The organism is Comamonas thiooxydans, assembly GCF_000964545.1.
GTDB classification, from domain to species: Bacteria; Pseudomonadota; Gammaproteobacteria; order Burkholderiales; family Burkholderiaceae_C; genus Comamonas; species Comamonas thiooxydans.
Window position 1 is genome coordinate 146,449 of record NZ_BBVD01000004.1, and the last position, 16,358, is coordinate 162,806.

14 protein-coding genes are annotated in these 16,358 nt (G+C 62.2%); 4 read left to right on the plus strand and 10 right to left on the minus strand.

Going from position 1 to position 16,358, the window contains the following annotated elements; all coding sequences use genetic code 11:
- Positions 1–25: 25 nt before the first annotated feature.
- Complete coding sequence (glyS, locus tag Cth01_RS05905) at positions 26–2,140, minus strand: glycine--tRNA ligase subunit beta (protein ID WP_045838738.1); 2,115 nt, start codon at positions 2,138–2,140, stop codon at positions 26–28.
- Between the two features lie 87 nt (positions 2,141–2,227).
- Positions 2,228–3,166, minus strand: a complete 939-nt coding sequence (gene glyQ / locus Cth01_RS05910) for a glycine--tRNA ligase subunit alpha (RefSeq protein ID WP_003068041.1) — start codon at positions 3,164–3,166, stop codon at positions 2,228–2,230.
- A 389-nt stretch (positions 3,167–3,555) separates the two neighbouring features.
- On the opposite strand from glyQ, the gene Cth01_RS05915 reads away from it, so the two are divergent.
- The 3 genes from Cth01_RS05915 (at position 3,556) to Cth01_RS05925 (ending at position 6,261) form a co-directional block, all read left to right on the plus strand.
- Positions 3,556–4,665, plus strand: coding sequence for an SPFH and helix-turn-helix domain-containing protein (locus Cth01_RS05915; protein ID WP_003068040.1), 1,110 nt, complete (start codon positions 3,556–3,558; stop codon positions 4,663–4,665).
- Between the two features lie 29 nt (positions 4,666–4,694).
- Positions 4,695–5,078: a bleomycin resistance protein gene (locus tag Cth01_RS05920; RefSeq protein WP_045838739.1), complete on the plus strand. Its 384-nt coding sequence runs from the start codon at positions 4,695–4,697 to the stop codon at positions 5,076–5,078.
- An 88-nt stretch (positions 5,079–5,166) separates the two neighbouring features.
- Positions 5,167–6,261 carry a TFIIB-type zinc ribbon-containing protein gene (locus Cth01_RS05925; RefSeq protein ID WP_045838740.1) on the plus strand — a complete coding sequence of 365 codons (1,095 nt, stop codon included), beginning with the start codon at positions 5,167–5,169 and terminating at the stop codon, positions 6,259–6,261.
- A 106-nt stretch (positions 6,262–6,367) separates the two neighbouring features.
- On the opposite strand, the gene Cth01_RS05930 is transcribed toward Cth01_RS05925, so the two are convergent.
- The 4 genes from Cth01_RS05930 to Cth01_RS05945 all read right to left on the minus strand — a co-directional run bounded on the left by Cth01_RS05930 (position 6,368) and on the right by Cth01_RS05945 (position 11,657).
- On the minus strand, positions 6,368–7,483 hold the full coding sequence (locus Cth01_RS05930; protein ID WP_045838741.1) for a TIGR03364 family FAD-dependent oxidoreductase: 1,116 nt from the start codon (positions 7,481–7,483) through the stop codon (positions 6,368–6,370).
- Positions 7,484–7,580: 97 nt separating this feature from the next.
- The gene (locus Cth01_RS05935; protein ID WP_428839330.1) at positions 7,581–9,320 is read right to left on the minus strand and encodes a putative 2-aminoethylphosphonate ABC transporter permease subunit; all 1,740 of its coding nucleotides are present in this window, start codon (positions 9,318–9,320) and stop codon (positions 7,581–7,583) included.
- Positions 9,321–9,343: 23 nt separating this feature from the next.
- Positions 9,344–10,420 carry an ABC transporter ATP-binding protein gene (locus Cth01_RS05940; protein WP_045838743.1) on the minus strand — a complete coding sequence of 359 codons (1,077 nt, stop codon included), beginning with the start codon at positions 10,418–10,420 and terminating at the stop codon, positions 9,344–9,346.
- A gap of 187 nt (positions 10,421–10,607) precedes the next feature.
- A complete protein-coding gene (locus tag Cth01_RS05945) occupies positions 10,608–11,657 on the minus strand; it encodes a putative 2-aminoethylphosphonate ABC transporter substrate-binding protein (RefSeq protein ID WP_034354564.1) in 1,050 nt (349 codons plus the stop codon).
- A 346-nt stretch (positions 11,658–12,003) separates the two neighbouring features.
- Between Cth01_RS05945 and Cth01_RS05950 the strand changes: the two genes are divergently transcribed.
- Positions 12,004–12,870: a LysR substrate-binding domain-containing protein gene (locus tag Cth01_RS05950; RefSeq protein ID WP_045838744.1), complete on the plus strand. Its 867-nt coding sequence runs from the start codon at positions 12,004–12,006 to the stop codon at positions 12,868–12,870.
- On the opposite strand, the gene rfbC is transcribed toward Cth01_RS05950, so the two are convergent.
- From rfbC to rfbB, 4 genes are all read right to left on the minus strand, one after another.
- Positions 12,867–13,418 carry a dTDP-4-dehydrorhamnose 3,5-epimerase gene (rfbC, locus tag Cth01_RS05955; protein ID WP_039050062.1) on the minus strand — a complete coding sequence of 184 codons (552 nt, stop codon included), beginning with the start codon at positions 13,416–13,418 and terminating at the stop codon, positions 12,867–12,869. The genes Cth01_RS05950 and rfbC overlap by 4 nt on opposite strands.
- Entirely contained in the window at positions 13,415–14,302 is an 888-nt protein-coding gene (rfbA, locus tag Cth01_RS05960) for a glucose-1-phosphate thymidylyltransferase RfbA (RefSeq protein WP_045838745.1), read from the minus strand. Before rfbA ends, rfbC begins: the two co-directional genes overlap by 4 nt.
- Before the next feature lie 63 nt (positions 14,303–14,365).
- Complete coding sequence (rfbD, locus tag Cth01_RS05965; protein ID WP_045838746.1) at positions 14,366–15,271, minus strand: dTDP-4-dehydrorhamnose reductase; 906 nt, start codon at positions 15,269–15,271, stop codon at positions 14,366–14,368.
- Positions 15,268–16,338: a dTDP-glucose 4,6-dehydratase gene (gene rfbB / locus Cth01_RS05970; RefSeq protein ID WP_012838754.1), complete on the minus strand. Its 1,071-nt coding sequence runs from the start codon at positions 16,336–16,338 to the stop codon at positions 15,268–15,270. The genes rfbD and rfbB overlap by 4 nt, the downstream gene beginning before the upstream one ends.
- Positions 16,339–16,358: the final 20 nt, after the last annotated feature.

A 16,358-nucleotide genomic window follows, 5' to 3' on the forward strand; every position in this document is an offset into this window, starting at 1 on the left:
ATGCCATTCAAAAAAGCACATTAACTCAAGCGCCTATTCTTGAGATATCTGCTACTCGATTCATTTCGATATGCAAATTTTTCAATATGGACAACCTATTAATTTTGAGCGCTGCATCCTCGGCATTCACCATGACTTGCTCAAAGAACGCATCGACCGAGGCACGCAATGCTGCCAGGGTTTGCAGGCTGGCGGTGTAATCACCTGCTGCAAACTGTTGCTGAGCTTTGGGCGCCACCTGCTGCAGCACTGCATACAGGTCTTTTTCGGCCTGCTCCGCCAGCAGCCCCTCGTTCACCTGCGGCTGAATGTCGGTTTCGGCCTTCTTCAGGATATTGCCCACGCGCTTGTTGGCTGCGGCCAGGGCCGGAGCTTCGGGCAGGGTCGCAAAGGCTCGCACGGCTTCCAGGCGCTTTTGCACGTCGGACAGGCGCTGGGGCTGCAGGGCCAGCACGGCCTCCACTTCCTGGGCGCTGTAGCCTTGTTCGCGGAACATATTGGCCAGGCGGTCGTAGATGAATTCGACCAGCTGGGGCGTGGCGTCCTGGATCTTGTCGCCAAAGGCCGGCAGCGTGCTGACCAGCAGGGTTTCCAGATCCAGCTCCAGATCCTTTTCGACCAGCATGCGGATCACGCCCAGCGCATGACGGCGCAGGGCGAAGGGATCGCGGTCGCCGGTGGGCAGGTTGCCGATACCGAACATGCCGACCAGGGTTTCGAGCTTGTCGGCCAGGGCCACGATCACGCCGACATCGCCGCGCGGCAGTTCGTCGCCGGCAAAGCGGGGCTTGTAGTGGTCTTCGATGGCATCGGCCACAGCCACATCCAGGCCGTCGTTCTGGGCGTAGTAGCGGCCCATGATGCCTTGCAGCTCGGGGAACTCTCCCACCATGTCGGTGACCAGATCGGTCTTGGCCAGCATGGCGGCCTGATCGGCCAGACGGCCCAGTTCGGAGTTGCCCAACTGCTGGGCAATGCTCTTGGCGATGGCGCGTACGCGGGCAATGCGCTCGCCCTGGGTGCCCAGCTTGTTGTGATAGACCACCTTGTCCAGTTGCTCTACGCGGCTGGCCAGGGTCTTCTTGCGGTCCTGGTCGAAGAAGAACTTGGCATCGGCCAGGCGGGGGCGCACCACACGTTCGTTGCCTCCGACCACGGCCGACGCGTCCTGGGGCTGGATGTTGCTGACGATCAGGAATTGATGAGTCAGCTTGCCATTGGCGTCCAGCAGCGGGAAGTACTTCTGGTTGGCCTTCATGGTCAGGATCAGGCATTCCTGGGGCACGGCCAGGAATTCCTTCTCGAATTCGCAGACCAGCACATTGGGGCGCTCGACCAGGGCCGTCACCTCGTCCAGCAGGGCCGGGTCGTCGATGGGGCGCACGTCGCCGCCAATGCGTTCGGCAGCCGCCTGCAGTTGGCGGGCGATATCGGCACGGCGCTCGGTAAAGCTGGCGATCACGGCGCCTTCTTCACGCAGTTGCTCGGCATAGCTGTCAGCGTTCTGGATGACCACGGGGTCCACAGCGGCTTCAAAGCGGTGACCATGCGTGGCAGCGCCGGCGGTCAGGCCCAGGGCCTTCACGCCGATCAGCACCTGGGTGCCATGCATCACGACCAGGCCGTGGGCCGGGCGCACAAAGTGCACGCTGGTCCAGCCGTCCTGCAACTGGTAGCGCATGACCTTGGGGATGGGCAGCTTGGCCAGCGCTTCGTCCAGCGCCTTTTGCACGCCGTCGGTCAGCAGCACGCCCTTGGCTGTGGATTCGTAGAACAGGGCTTCGGCCTTGCCTTCGCCCTGGCGCTTCAGAGCGGCCACAGCGGATTCGTCGGCCCCCAGGGCCGCCAGTTTCTTGAGCAGTGCCGCCGTGGGCTTGCCCTCGGCATCCAGCGCCACGGAGACAGGCATCAGCTTTTGCGAGACAGCCTTGTCTTCGGCTTGGGGCAGCACTTCGGTGATGTGCGCGGCCAGACGGCGGGGAGAGGCGTAGGCGGTCAGGCGCGACTCGGTCGATGCCAACAGTCCCTGGGCCTTGAGCTGCTCGAAGATGACAGCGGCAAAAGCATCGCCGAGCTTTTGCAGTGCCTTGGGCGGCAGCTCTTCGACAAACAGTTCAACCAGTAGATTCGATGCGTTCATGATGATCTTGATAGCCGCCAGCGCTTGCTAGATCCAGGCTGGCCGCTGAAATTTTGGGATATGGGTCGGAATGAGGCCTGAAGCCGCTTATGCGGCTTTCTTGGCTGCCTGCTCTGCGGCCTTGGCCAGCTCGGCCAGCACCTCGTCGGCATGGGCCTTGGGCGCCATGGGGAAGCCCAGGCGCGCGCGGCTGTCCAGATAGCTCTTGCCCACGGCGCGGGCCAGGTTGCGGATGCGGCCGATATAGGCAGCGCGCTCGGTCACCGAGATGGCGCCACGGGCGTCCAGCAGGTTGAAGGTGTGGGCGGCCTTGAGCACCTGCTCATAGGCGGGCAACGCCAGCTGGGCGTCAATCAGCTGATTGGCCGTGCCTTCATGAGCTGCAAAGGCGCTGAACAGGAACTCGGCATTCGAATGCTCGAAGTTGTAAGTGGACTGCTCCACCTCATTCTGGTGGAACACGTCGCCATAGGACAGGCCGTCGGTATAGACCAGGTCGTACACCGATTCCTTGCCCTGCAGATACATGGCCAGACGTTCCAAGCCGTAGGTGATTTCGCCGGTGGCAGGCTTGCAGTCGATGCCGGCGACCTGCTGGAAATAGGTGAACTGGGTCACTTCCATGCCGTTGAGCCAGACTTCCCAGCCCAGGCCCCAGGCGCCCAGCGTGGGGTTTTCCCAGTCGTCCTCGACAAAGCGGATGTCGTTCTTCTTCAGATCGAAGCCCAGGGCTTCGAGCGAGCCCAGGTAGAGCTCCAGAATATTGTCGGGAGCGGGCTTGAGCACCACCTGGAACTGGTAGTAATGCTGCAGGCGGTTGGGGTTCTCGCCATAGCGGCCGTCCTTGGGACGACGGCTGGGCTGCACATAGGCTGCCTTCCAGGGCTCGGGGCCGATGGCGCGCAGAAAGGTCGCGGTGTGCGAGGTACCGGCGCCGACTTCCATGTCATAGGGCTGGAGCAATGCACAGCCCTGTTCGGCCCAGTAGGACTGCAGTTTCAGAATGATTTGTTGGAAGGTCAGCATGACTTGTATACGTTCGCGCGTCAGCAATCACTGGCGATTGCGGGCGGCATCTTCATTAAGAGGTGTTCTGGGCGGTATCGACCGCATAAGCGGTAGATTCTAAGTCTGTGCCACTGATCACGGGCGTAGTCTGTCTGCGCGGCCCCACAGCGGGCATTTTCACGAAACGGCCCAGCCGGTGATTTCAAAATGTGAAAAGCAAAACGCTAGCATTTACCACTCATGAATAGACAGTTTCAGCATCAATAGACCATGAAACCATTGGATAACGAGCGCAGTGCGCTCACTTTTTAACAATTTCCGCGCAACTGCCATGCATCCCGGAACCGGCTGCTGCGGTTTGCCTCCTAGAATGATTCCTTTCCCGTCATCCTCATTCGGAGCACGTCATGGATTTCATGAAAATCATCACCAAGCAACTGATCGAAATCATCGAATGGACCGATGATTCGCGCGACACGCTGTCGTATCGCTGGCCCGATGAAGACAAGGAAATCAAGAACGGCGCCCAACTCATCGTGCGTGAGTCGCAGCAGGTGCAGTTCGTCTCCGAAGGCCAGTTCGCAGACCTGTTCAACCCGGGCCGCCACCTGCTGACCACGCAGAACATCCCGGTTCTGTCCACGCTGCGCGGCTGGAAGTACGGCTTCAACTCGCCCTTCAAGTGCGATGTCTACTACATCAACACGCGCTTGTTCACCGGCAACAAATGGGGCACCTCCAACCCCATCATGATGCGCGACAAGGACTTTGGCGTGATCCGTCTGCGCGCCTTCGGTACCTATGACTTCCGCATCACCAACGCCGCCCTGTTCCTCAAGGAAGTGGCGGGCACGGACCAGAACTTCCGCATCGACGAGTTTGCCGACACCATGCGCTCGCGCATCGTCAGCATCTTCTCCGAGGCACTGGCCAAGGCTCAGGTGCCGGCACTCGATGTGGCCCAGCGCTACAGCGAGCTGGGCGACGCGCTGCTGCAGCTCATCAACCCGGCCGTCAGCGAGAAATACGGCCTGGAAATCACCAGCTTCCTGCTGGAGAACGTTTCCGTGCCGCCCGAAGTGGAGCAGGCCATCGACAAGCGCTCCAGCATGGGCGCCATCGGCAACCTCAACGACTATGTGAAGTACCAGATGGGCCAGGCCATGGCCAATGGCGGCGAAGGCGCTGCGGCGGCCACCATTCCGGCCACCATGGCCATGGGCTTCGGCATGGCCCAGGAAATGATGAAGGGCATGCAGGGCGGTGGCGCTGCAGGCGCCCCGGCCGCTGCTGTGGCAGACCCCTTCTCGCCGGCCGCGGCGCAAGCCGCACAGACGCCTGCCGCCCCGGCCGCCGCCGGCCTGCAGGTGCTGACTCCCGCCCAGGCGGCCCAGGTGCTGGGCGTGGCCGAGGCCGACGTACTGGCCGAAATCCAGGCCGGCAACCTCAAGGCCCGCCAGATCGGCAGCCAGTGGCGCATCGCCCAGGCTGCGCTGGACGAGTTCCTGCGCGGCTGATCCCCAATCCATGGCATCGGGTGCACGTCATGAATGAACACAAACCGGTTTTCATCAGCACCACTCCGGTGCTGGCATCGCTGGACATGGCGCGCACCGTGGCTTTCTACGCCCGCGTGCTGGGCGCCAGAACCGTCCACGCCCAGCCCGGCGAGTACGCCATCGTCTCGCTGGGCGGGCTGGAGCTGCATTTCTGGGCCTGCCAGGACCCGGAGATTCCCAGGCAGACCAGCTGCCGCATCCAGGTGGCGGGAATTGCCGCCCTTCATGCGCAGTGTCTGGCCGAGCACGCGGTTCACCCCAATGGCGGTCTGCGCCAGCAGCCCTGGGGCACCCAGGAATTCAGTCTTCTCGACGAGGATGGCAACTGCGTGACCTTCTACGAAACCCATCCCGCCGCCGCTGCCGCCTGAACCCGTTTTTGCCGTGGCCACACCCGCTTCCTCCTCTCGCTCTTCCGGATCTGCATTCACCCCTGTCTCCGAGACGGCGCCTCCCTCCATGGTGGGCCGGCATGTCTGCCCCGAATGCGGCGGCAATCTGGAGTGGAATGCCAAGGCCCAGTCGCTCAGATGTCCTTACTGCGGCACCGTCGTTCCCTGGAGCGAGCAGACACAGCCCGAGCCGGGACGCTCCGTGGTGGAGCAGGATCTGGCCGAGGCCTTGCGCAACCCGGCCAGCGGTCGCGGCTGGGGCTCGGACGAGCGCTACGAGGTGCAGTGCCAGAACTGCCGCGCCATCTCGGTGTTTCTCGGCAAGAACGTGGCCCAGCGCTGCGACTTCTGCGGCTCGCCGGCCATCGTCGCCCATGAGGAGCGCAGCGACGCCATCACGCCGCAGAGCATCCTGCCGTTCAAGATCAGCGACGGCCAGATTCGCGACAAGATCCGCCAGTGGTATGGCAGCCGCTGGTTTGCGCCCAGCAAGCTCAAGAGCGCCGCGCTGACGGACACGCTGCACGGCGTCTATCTGCCCTACTGGACCTTTGACGCCCATGCCAGCGCCCAGTGGTGGGCAGAGGCCGGCTATTACTACTACACCACCGAGTCCTATCGCGACGGCAACGGCAATCTGCAGACCCGCCAGGTCCAGCATGTGCGCTGGGAGCCGGCATCGGGCAGCTTGCAGCATTTCTTCGACGATGAGCTGGTGCCGGGCACCGTGGGCGTGCACGCCCATCTGCTGCGCCAGGTGGAGCCCTTCCCGACCACTACCGACCTCAAGCCCTACAGCCCGGAGTTCGTGCGAGGCTGGACAGTGGAGCGCTACCAGGTGGACCTATCCAAGGCCGCCAGAATCAACGAAGAAGACATGGACAGCCAGCTGCGCAGCATGTGCTCGCGCGAGGTGCCGGGCGACACGCAACGCAATCTGCAGGTCCAGCGCCAATACTCGGGCCGCAGCTTCAAGCACACGCTGGTGCCGGTCTGGCTGGTCGGCTACACCTATGGCAGCAAGACCTACCAGATCGTGGCCAATGGCTATACCGGTCAGATTGCGGGCGAGCGGCCTTACAGCTGGGTCAAGATCCTGTTTGCCGTACTGGCCGCCATCCTGCTCGTCATGCTGATTGCGCCGCTGTTCGTGCAGCAGTGATGCTCATTCTTTGATAGCTACTTACACTTGATAGATAAAGATTCTGAATTCATTTTCTTGAAATTCAAGAACCTACAAGCGCCAGCAGCTATTCAATCCGTAGCCGCTACCAGGCCTTCCACACTTCTTCGGCCAGACCAAACGCCGTGCTCGCGCCCGAGCCGCTGGTCACTGCCACCACACGTGTCGCGGCATCGGGCGCTTTGACAAAACAAGGGGCTTCGGCACTGGAGGGGTAGATGCCCGTCCAGCGCTCCACAACCTGGGCCTTGTCGATATGCAGCGCCTCGTGCATATGCCGCAGCATGAGCTGGTCGACAGCTTCGCTGGCAAACGGCTGGGGCGCGCTGCCGTAGTGGTGCGAATCGCCGACCACCAGCGAACCATCGGCGCTTTGCACGGCGATCAGGTGGATGCCGTGCTTCAGGCTTTCGGCCTCCTCGCGCTCCAGCTCGGCGCGCAATGCAGTGGCTTCGGGCAGCGCGCTATAGCCTTCGTAGCGCACCAGGCTCAGATCCCCCATGACCGATCCTTCAAGCTTGAAGCCCGCTTGCGGCTTGACGCGCAGCATCTGCAACTGGCACAGCTGCACTTGGTTGTCAGTCCATTCGCCTGCAAACAGTCCACCTGGATCGGCGTTGTTGCAGACCACCACACGTTCGGCGTGATAGCGGCCACGCGAGGTGGTCACGCGCGGCGTTGCCACCTCCGTCACGCTTTCGCTATAGGCGAAATCCACTCCCAGATCCTGCTGCAACCACAGGGCCAGTTGCGGGATGGCTGTGCGCGACTCCACGCGCAGCTCGTGCGGGCTGTAGAGCACGGACTGCAGCCCGTCGGTGCGCAGCGCCGGGTGGCGCGCCGCGGCCTGGGCTGGCGTCAGCAGCTCACAGCCTTCGCCCATTTCGGTGTGCATAAAGGCTTCAAGCACTGCAGCGGCAGCAGGACGGCGCGCCGTCAGCCACAGGCCGGAATGAAGGACATCGATACCGGCCTTGGGTGCAATCTCTGCCCAGACATCGCGTGAGCGCATGGCGCGCCGCCAATGGGCACCGGCGCGCTGGCCCGTGATGGTGACAAAGCCGAAGTTGCGAATCGATGCACCCAGGCAGGCACCGTCGCGCTCTATCACCAGCACGGAGCGGCCTTGCGCGGCAGCGGTATAGGCATGGGCCAGGCCGACAATGCCGGCGCCGACGACGATCAGATCGTAGTTTTTCATAGCGTTACAGAAAAAGCAGACAAGCCAAGTCCTTGCCGCAGCGCCATGGCGATGCAGCAAGAGACGTTCGGAGAATCAAGTGATGTGGAGAAAGTCCTCAGCGCTGGCGCCAGTGCTGGGTACGCCGCTGCAGCCAGGCATCCAGCAGCGCAATCAGCAGGCGACCGGCGGCTGCAGTCGCAAAGATCAGCGTGGCCATGGCGGCGGCGGGAGCGATATCGCCCGCGTCATCCATGGCCAGCACGGCCACCGAGGCCAATGTGGTTTCGGGCGAGTACAAGAAGACCACGGCCGACACCGTGGTCATGGCATTCACGAAGAAGTAGCCCGCCACCTGCATCACCGCAGGCAGGCACACGGGCAGATGCACGCGCCACAGCAGCGTCCAGAACGGCAGGCCCATGGAATCGGCCACTCGTTCGTATTCGGCGTCCAGCTGCTGCAAGGCGGTGAGCTGGGTGATGTGCGCCACCGAGAAAAAATGCGCGACCGTGCACAGCACCAGAATGCCCATGGACCCGTACAGAAAGTGCAGCGGATTGCTGCCCGCATTGAAGAACAGGATATAGCCCAGACCCAGCGCCAGCCCAGGCACCGCCATGGGCAGCGTGGCCACCGCGTGCAGCCACTGGCGCGCGCGGCCCCAGCCCGTGGGCCTGGCCACCAGATACGCGCTCAGAAAGCTCAGCAGCGCGCCTGTCGCCGCCGTGGCCACGGCCATGGTCAGCGAGTTGGCGTAACTGGCCCAGCCGCCACCATCCATCAGGTCGAACTGGTAGTTCCTGAAGGTCAGCGTCAGGTTATAGGGCCAGAAGCTGACCAGGGATGCCAGCACGGCCACTCCCATCACCGCCAGCAACGCCAAAGCCATCAGGCTGCAATACACCAGTAGCGCACGGTCAAGCGGCGCATAGGGCTGCGGCACCAGAGGCACGGCCCGCACGCTCATGGCAGCGGCCTGCCGGGCACGCAAATGGCGCTCGGCTGCAAAGGCCAGGCCCGCAGGCACCAGCAGCAGCATGGCCACCACGGCACCCATGGACAGGTTCTGCTGGCCAATCACCTGCTTGTAGATATCGGTGGCCAGCATCTGTGTGTTGCCGCCAATCACCTTAGGCACGCCAAAGTCGGTGACCACCAGAACGAAGACCACAATCCAGGCAATCATCAGCCCGTAACGACTGGCTGGCAGCGTGACCTGACAGAAGCTGCGCCAGCGCCCCGCGCCCAGTGTGGCGGCAGCCTCATACAGGCGCGCATCGCCCGAGGCCAGCGTGGTGCACAGAATCATCAGCGCATGCGGAAACGTCCACAGCACCGAGCCGAGAATGATGCCGAACGGGCCGTAGGCCGTGCCGCCCAGCAGCCAGCTCTTGAGCAGACCCTGGGCGCCAAACAGATAGATCAGGCTGATGGCCATGAGCAGCGACGGCGCCAGCAGAGGCACCAGGGCGATGGCGCGAAACAGCTTGGCCAGCGGCATGCAACTGCGCATCACGCCATAGGCATAGCCATAGGCCAGGGCCACACACAAGGTGCTGCTGAAGGCAGACAGCCACAGGCTGTTGAACAGCGACTGGCCTACGCCCGGCATTTGCGCATAGGCGAGGTACTGGGCCAGGCCCGAGAACTTGCCATCGGCCGACACAAAGCTGTGCCTCAGCAGCGCCCCCACGGGCAGTGCAATGGCCACCAGCAGCGCGCCCAGCAGGCCCAGCACCAGCGCGCCCAGCCACAGCTTTTCCCAATCGAAAAAGCGCGTTTGTCGTGGCGTCGCAGGGCCGGTGCCTTGCTGCCGACGTGATTCCGCTGCAGGCGCATAGCTCCCCACGGGCATCGCAGAAGAAGAGGCATTCATGCTTATGCCGCCTTTCGCAAAATCTCTGGCGCTGCCAGCGACTGCAGCGCGGCAGCCGGCAACTCCACCAGCACCTCGCCCTGCAGCCAGTCGGGCAGACGCGCGTCATGGCGCAGCGGCCATTGCACATCGATCTGGCATTGCAGCGTGGGGCTGAACACGCGCACCAGGACCAGCGAGCCCAGGAACGAGGTCTCGACCACCCGCGCCCGGAACAGATTGGGCAGTGCTGCGGGCTGGGCCGGGTGCAGCACCACGCTTTCGGGCCTCACGCCCACCAGCAAGGCATCACCGGCCTCAAAGCCGGCAGTGCTGCATTCAAGCCGCCCCTCGCCCACGTGCACCGCATCGCCCGACTCGGCCACGGCGGGCAGCAAATTCATGCGGCCCACAAAACCGGCCGCAAAGTGGCTGACCGGCTTGGCGTAGAGCTGCTCTGGCGAGCCCTGCTGCTCGATACGGCCCTGATGCATCAGCACCACCCGGTCAGCCATGGAGAGCGCTTCTTCCTGGTCGTGCGTGACCATCACGCAGGCAATGCCCAGCTGACGCTGCAACTGGCGGATTTCGCTGCGCAGTTCGGTGCGCACCTGGGCATCGAGCGCGGACAGCGGCTCGTCCAGCAACAGCAGACGCGGGCGCGGCGCCAGTGCGCGGGCCAGCGCAATGCGCTGCTGCTGGCCGCCCGACAATTGCGCCGGATAGCGCTGCGCCTGCGCACCCAGGCCTACCAGAGCCAGCATCTCCTGCACCCGGGCCTGCACTTGCGCCGCAGGCTGGCCCCTGAGACCAAACGCCACATTCTGGGCCGCCGTCAGGTTCGGAAACAGTGCGTAGCTCTGGAACACCACGCCAAAGCCCCGACGCGCGGCAGGCCAGCGCGTGATGTCCTCGCCCTGAAACAGAATGCGGCCCGCGTCGGCCTGCTCGATGCCGCACAGAATGCGCAGCAGCGTGGTCTTGCCGCAGCCCGAAGGGCCCAGCAGACTGACGAACTCGCCCCCCTCCACCAACAGGTCAATGTCGCGCAGCACCGGCTGGTCCCTGTACTGCTTGGCGATATGGTCAATGCGCAGCATGTATCTCTTTCAACGTGCAAACAATCCGAAGGTCGTTCCGATCTGTATCGCTCGAAATGCCCACCGCTGCATGTGCAGACCCGTTTCGCCAGTGACAGCGAGCAAGGGCAGCCCCGCAGCGAGGCTGTCGTCCCCCTCCGGCGCTCAGCGCCAGAGAGGGGGAAGGCGCGAAGCGCCTCAGGGGGTGTTATTTCTTCTCCGCTTTGGCTTCGTACCGACGCGACCATTCGGCCAAGATACGATCGCGGTTAGCCGCTGCCCAGTTGAAGTCGTTCCTGGCCAGGCGCTTTTCCAGATCGGCCGGAATGAACTCGTGCTTTTCCTGGGCCTCGGGAAGGGCCAGCACGGCAAAGTTGGCGGCATAGAGCTTGTTGGCGTCAGGCGTCACCGCCCAGTCGGCCAGGGCCTTGGCCGCGTCCTGCTTTTTGCTGGTCTTCAGAATGGCCGTGGCTTCCACATCCCAGCCAAGGCCTTCCCTTGGGAAGACAATGTCTATGGGCGCACCATCCTTCTTGGTCTTGTTGGCCCGGTATTCAAAGCTCAGGCCCACGGGGAATTCGCCCGCGCCGGCCTGGCGGCAGGGCTTGGAGCCGCTGTGCGTGTAGACGCCGATGTTCTGGTGCAGCGCATCCATATAGGCCCAGCCCTTGTCCTCGCCCATCATCTGCAGCCAGGCGGCCACCATCAGATAGCCCGTGCCGCTGGACGCCGGGTGGGGCATGGTGATCGAGCCCTTGAATTCGGGCCTGGTCAGGTCGGCCCAGCTGGCAGGCGTGGGCAGCTTGCGCCTCGGGCCTTCCACGGTGTTGAAGCAGACGGCGGACGACCACAGGTCCATGCCCACCCAGGTCGGCGTGGCTGCCGGATCGCGCATGGTGGAGCGCACCTTGGCCAGGTTTCTGGGCGCATAGGGCTGCAGCATGCCTTGCTTGTCCAGCAGCATCAGCGAAGTGGCGGCCACGCCCCAGATCACATCGGCCTGGGGATTGGCCTTTTCGGCCAGCAGACGGGCAGTGATGATGCCCGTGCTGTCGCGCACGAACTTCAGCTCGATCTCGGGATGGGCTTTTTCAAAAGCCGCTTTGTAGGCCTTGATCTGGTCGGCCTCCAGGGCCGAATACACCAGCAGATCGGTCCTGGCGTGGGCCGCGGAGGCTAGGCCCAGCAAAGCCGTGGCAACCGTGGCAAAGGCGATCAAGGTGAAGCGGCGAGTGGCGGGTGCAAAAGCGTGGCGCATGGATAACAGTCCCTTGGATTGATCGTTGCCGCCCGACCAACGCGGCCGTTTGCGACATGAGGGAACTGTAGAAATTCACTGTGAAACGCCTGTGTCACAGAACTGAAATCTGGCAAAGGCGTCATCAGCAAACTTTGTAGTCAGCGCGCTACGCCAGCGTCCGCCATCGAAATGCTATTAATTCAAAAGCAACTTACGCCTTATCTGTCTCATATTTCTTCATAAAACCATCTAAAAGACATTGCTTATATGCGCAAGAAGCTATTGAAATCAAAGCTGCTCATCCGCATTACCGGCTGCAGCGTTCATGTTGAAATCCGGGCACCGCTTTCTTGAAGACCTTGTCATGTTTGCCACACAGCTCAAATCCTTTTTCTGGGTCGCCCGCCTCGGCAGCATCACCCAGGCAGCGCGCCAGCTGGGGCTGAGCCAGCCCACGGTCACGGCGCAGATCAAGGCCTTGGAGGAGCAATATGAAGTCGAGCTGTTCACGCGCCAGAGCGGAAGACTGGCCATCACCGATGCGGGCCTGAAGCTGCTGCCGGAAATAGAAAAGCTGCTGCTGCAGTCGGCCCAGATCGAATCGGCGCTGCGCCAGTCGGGCCATGTCAATCAGGGCCAGCTACGCATAGGCGCCACCGCCCCCTACTATGTGCTGGACATCGTCAAGCGCTATCAGCAGCAATATGCGCTGGTGGAAGTGAGCATCGTCAACGGCAATTCGCGCCAGATGATTCAGGCGCTGGCCGAGTACCAGGTGGATCTGGCAACCTCTTCGCACCTGGACACCGATCCGCGCCTGCTGCGCCTGGAGCTGGGGCGCGACCCGTTGGCCCTGGTCGTGCACCGGCAGCATGCGCTGGCCAGGCAGAAGTCCGTCGCCATCGAGGATCTGGCAGAAAACACGCTGATCCTGCGCGAGCGCGGCTCCATGACCCGGCAGCTGACCGAGCAGATGCTGGAAGCCGCCCAGGTCAGCCCGCAACGAGTGCTGGAAATTGCCAGCCGCGAGTCCATACGCGAAGCCGTGATCCGCCAGATGGGCATCAGCATTTTTGCGCGGCACGAAGCATCGGCCCACCCTGAACTCGTCGTGCTGGATCTGGAAGGCGAGGTTCCCTGTCTTCCCGAATACCTGTACTGCCTGCGCGAGCGGCGCGACGCGCAGCTGATTCAGCCATTTCTGCAGATGGCCGAATCAGACCAGACTTAATCGAACAGTTCGGCCTGCTTGAATGCAGGCTGATGCTGATCCTTTTCGGACAAGGAAAAGTCGATATCGAGCTGTGGCCACGCAATAGCTATGTCGGGGTCATTCCAGAGCAGGCCCCGATCCGACTCCGGCGCATAATAGGCTGTGGCCTTGTATACAAGGTCCGCCGTATCGCTGAGCACCACAAAGCCATGGGCAAAGCCCGGCGGAATCCAGAGCTGGTGGTGATTCTCGGCACTCAGCTCAGCTCCCACCCATTGGCCAAAGCTGGGTGAGCTGCGGCGAATATCCACTGCCACATCAAACACCGCACCGGAGATCACACGTACCAGCTTGCCCTGGGCATGGGGCGGCAGCTGGTAGTGCAGCCCACGCAGCACGCCCTTGCTGCTGCGACTGTGGTTGTCTTGAATGAACTCGTGGTTCGTGCCCGTGGCCTGGTTGAAGATATCCTGGCGAAAGCTTTCCACGAAAAGCCCTCGCCCATCCCGATGAATCGTGGGTTTGAACAGCTTGATCTCGGGGATCGCAGTCGGAACGACCTTCATCGCACTCCAGCCTCCAGACATTGCATCAGATACCGCCCGTAGCCGTTCTTGAGCAACGGCTTTGCCAGTTCGGCGAGCTGAGCGGCGTCAATCCAGCCGGCACGAAATGCGATTTCTTCCGGGCACGCCACCTTCAACCCCTGACGCTGCTCGAGGGTGGCAATGAATTGACCTGCCTCCAGCAGACTGTCATGGGTGCCAGTGTCGAGCCAGGCATAGCCTCGCCCCATCAGCTTCACATTGAGCTGACCTCTTTCCAGATAAATACGATTGATGTCTGTGATTTCCAACTCGCCTCTGCCAGAGGGCTTGAGAGTCTTTGCAATCTCGACCACTTGCGAATCGTAGAAATACAGCCCCGTCACTGCGTAATTGGATTTTGGCTCGACCGGCTTTTCCTCTATCGAGAGCACCTGCCCTTGCTGGTCAAACTCCACCACCCCGTAGCGGCTGGGCTCCTGCACATGATAGGCAAACACCGTCGCTCCACCCTGGGTCTGATTGGCAACTTTGACCAAGGTCTGCAAATCATGGCCGTGGAAAATATTGTCTCCAAGCACCAGCGCGCAGGAGCCCCCTCCCAGAAAAGACTCGGCAATCAAAAAAGCCTGGGCCAAACCATCAGGGCTGGGCTGCACCTCATACTGAAGGTTCAGGCCCCACTGGCTGCCATCGCCCAGCAGTTGCTGGAAGCGCGGCGTGTCCTGCGGGGTGCTGATGATCAGAATGTCCCGAATGCCCGCCAGCATCAGCGTGCTCAGCGGGTAGTAAATCATGGGCTTGTCGTAGATCGGCAGCAGCTGTTTGCTGATGGCCAGGGTGGCGGGGTGCAGACGGGTGCCGGAGCCGCCAGCCAGAATGATGCCTTTGCGCTGTGTCGTCATGATGAATCAATGGATGGCTTCCAACGCCTTGCAGATAAGCGCCTGAAGCGAGTTATTTGAAAATTACAGAATTTCGCGCAGCATGCGCTCCACGCCTTGCTGCCATGCGGGCAGATGCAGTTGCATGGCCGCTTGCAGCTTTTGCGTATCCAGACGCGAGTTCAAGGGCCGCGCCGCCGCTGTCGGGAAGGCCGTGGTCGGCACGGCGGCAATGCTTTGCACCTTCCAGCCCAGATCAGGACGCAGGCTTTGGGCGCGCTCAATCACATGGCTGGCATAGGCATGCCAGTTGGTCTCCCCTGCCGCAACCAGATGGTAGAGACCTCCATCGCCTTCGTGGGCGCTCACATGGCGCACTGCATGGGCCGTGACATCGGCGATCAGATCGGCGCCGGTGGGGGCACCCCATTGATCGTTGATCACGCTGAGCGCCTCACGCTCCTGCGCCAGGCGCAACATGGTCTTGGCAAAGTTGCCGCCACGCGCTGCATAGACCCAGCTGGTGCGAAAAATCAGATGACGGCAATGCGCGGCCGCAATCCGCTGCTCTCCCTCCAGCTTGGTGCGACCGTAGACCGATAGCGGCCCGGTTGCATCACCCTCCTTGCGTGCCGCACTGCCGGAGCCGTCGAAGACATAGTCGGTGCTGTAGTGCACCAGCAGGGCGCCCAGGCTTTTGGCTTCCAGCGCCATGACTTCAGGGGCTTCGGCGTTCAGGCGCAAGGCCAGATCCGGCTCGCTCTCGGCCTTGTCCACTGCCGTATGCGCTGCGGCATTTACGATCACATCCGGGCGTACGCTGCGAATGGTCTGCGCCAGTGTCTGCAGATCGCCGATATCACCGCACAGGCCATTCCCATCCACATTCACGTTCTGGCGATCCAGCGCAATCACCTCGCCCAAAGGCGCGAGACTGCGCTGCAGCTCCCAACCGACCTGACCGTTCTTGCCCAGCAGCAGCAGCTTCATGCCGACGCCTCGCCGGTGTACTGCTTCTGCACCCAGTCACGGTAGGCGCCCGACTGCACATTGGCCACCCACTCGGGGTTGGCCAGATACCACTGCACGGTCTTGCGAATGCCGGTCTCGAAGGTCTCGGCAGGCTTCCAGCCCAGCTCGCGTTCCAGCTTGCGCGCATCGATCGCATAGCGGCGATCATGGCCAGGACGGTCGGTCACATAGGTGATCTGCTCGGCATAGGCCTTGCCATCGGCGCGCGGGCGCAGCTCGTCGAGCAAGCTGCACACGGTCTTGACGATATCGATATTGGCCTTTTCGTTCCAGCCGCCCACGTTATAGGTCTCACCCAACTGGCCGGCCTCCAGCACACGGCGGATGGCGCTGCAATGGTCGCGCACATACAGCCAGTCACGCACCTGCATGCCGTCGCCGTAGATGGGCAGCGGCTTGCCGGCCAGCGCATTGACAATGACCAGCGGGATCAGCTTTTCGGGGAAATGCAACGGGCCGTAGTTGTTGCTGCAATTGGTCGTCAGCACCGGCAGGCCGTAGGTGTGATGCCAGGCCCGTACCAGATGGTCAGAAGCCGCCTTGCTGGCCGAGTACGGGCTGTTGGGCTCGTAATTGTGCTCTTCGGTAAATGCAGGATCGGTCGGCGCAAGCGTCCCATAGACCTCGTCGGTGGAGACATGCAAAAAGCGAAAACCGGACTTGGCCTCGCCTTCCAGGCCATTCCAATAGGCACGCACCGCCTCCAGCAGGCGGAAAGTGCCCACCACATTGGTCTGGATGAAATCCTCGGGGCCATGAATGGAGCGATCCACATGCGACTCGGCCGCAAAGTTCACCACGGCGCGAGGCTGGTGCTGCGCCAGCAATTGCGCCAGCTGTGCACTGTCGCCGATATCGGCCTGCACAAACACATGACGGGCATCGCCCTTCAAGCTGGCCAGATTCTCCAGATTGCCCGCATAGGTCAGCTTGTCGATATTGACCACGGGCTCATTCACATGCGCCAGCCAATCGAGAACAAAGTTGGCGCCGATAAAGCCTGCACCGCCGGTTACGAAAATCATAGAGAGCTGCCTCTAAATTT

Coding starts and splice junctions, on each gene's coding strand:
- glyS (WP_045838738.1), bottom strand. CDS start 2,140: ATGAACGCATCGAATCTACTGGTTGAACTGTTTGTCGAAGAGCTGCCG.
- rfbA (WP_045838745.1), bottom strand. CDS start 14,302: ATGACGACACAGCGCAAAGGCATCATTCTGGCTGGCGGCTCCGGCACC.
- Cth01_RS05930 (WP_045838741.1), bottom strand. CDS start 7,483: ATGAAAAACTACGATCTGATCGTCGTCGGCGCCGGCATTGTCGGCCTG.
- glyQ (WP_003068041.1), bottom strand. CDS start 3,166: ATGCTGACCTTCCAACAAATCATTCTGAAACTGCAGTCCTACTGGGCC.
- Cth01_RS05945 (WP_034354564.1), bottom strand. CDS start 11,657: ATGCGCCACGCTTTTGCACCCGCCACTCGCCGCTTCACCTTGATCGCC.
- Cth01_RS05940 (WP_045838743.1), bottom strand. CDS start 10,420: ATGCTGCGCATTGACCATATCGCCAAGCAGTACAGGGACCAGCCGGTG.
- Cth01_RS05925 (WP_045838740.1), top strand. CDS start 5,167: ATGGTGGGCCGGCATGTCTGCCCCGAATGCGGCGGCAATCTGGAGTGG.
- Cth01_RS05935 (WP_428839330.1), bottom strand. CDS start 9,320: ATGCCCGTGGGGAGCTATGCGCCTGCAGCGGAATCACGTCGGCAGCAA.
- Cth01_RS05920 (WP_045838739.1), top strand. CDS start 4,695: ATGAATGAACACAAACCGGTTTTCATCAGCACCACTCCGGTGCTGGCA.
- rfbC (WP_039050062.1), bottom strand. CDS start 13,418: ATGAAGGTCGTTCCGACTGCGATCCCCGAGATCAAGCTGTTCAAACCC.
- Cth01_RS05950 (WP_045838744.1), top strand. CDS start 12,004: ATGTTTGCCACACAGCTCAAATCCTTTTTCTGGGTCGCCCGCCTCGGC.
- rfbB (WP_012838754.1), bottom strand. CDS start 16,338: ATGATTTTCGTAACCGGCGGTGCAGGCTTTATCGGCGCCAACTTTGTT.
- rfbD (WP_045838746.1), bottom strand. CDS start 15,271: ATGAAGCTGCTGCTGCTGGGCAAGAACGGTCAGGTCGGTTGGGAGCTG.
- Cth01_RS05915 (WP_003068040.1), top strand. CDS start 3,556: ATGGATTTCATGAAAATCATCACCAAGCAACTGATCGAAATCATCGAA.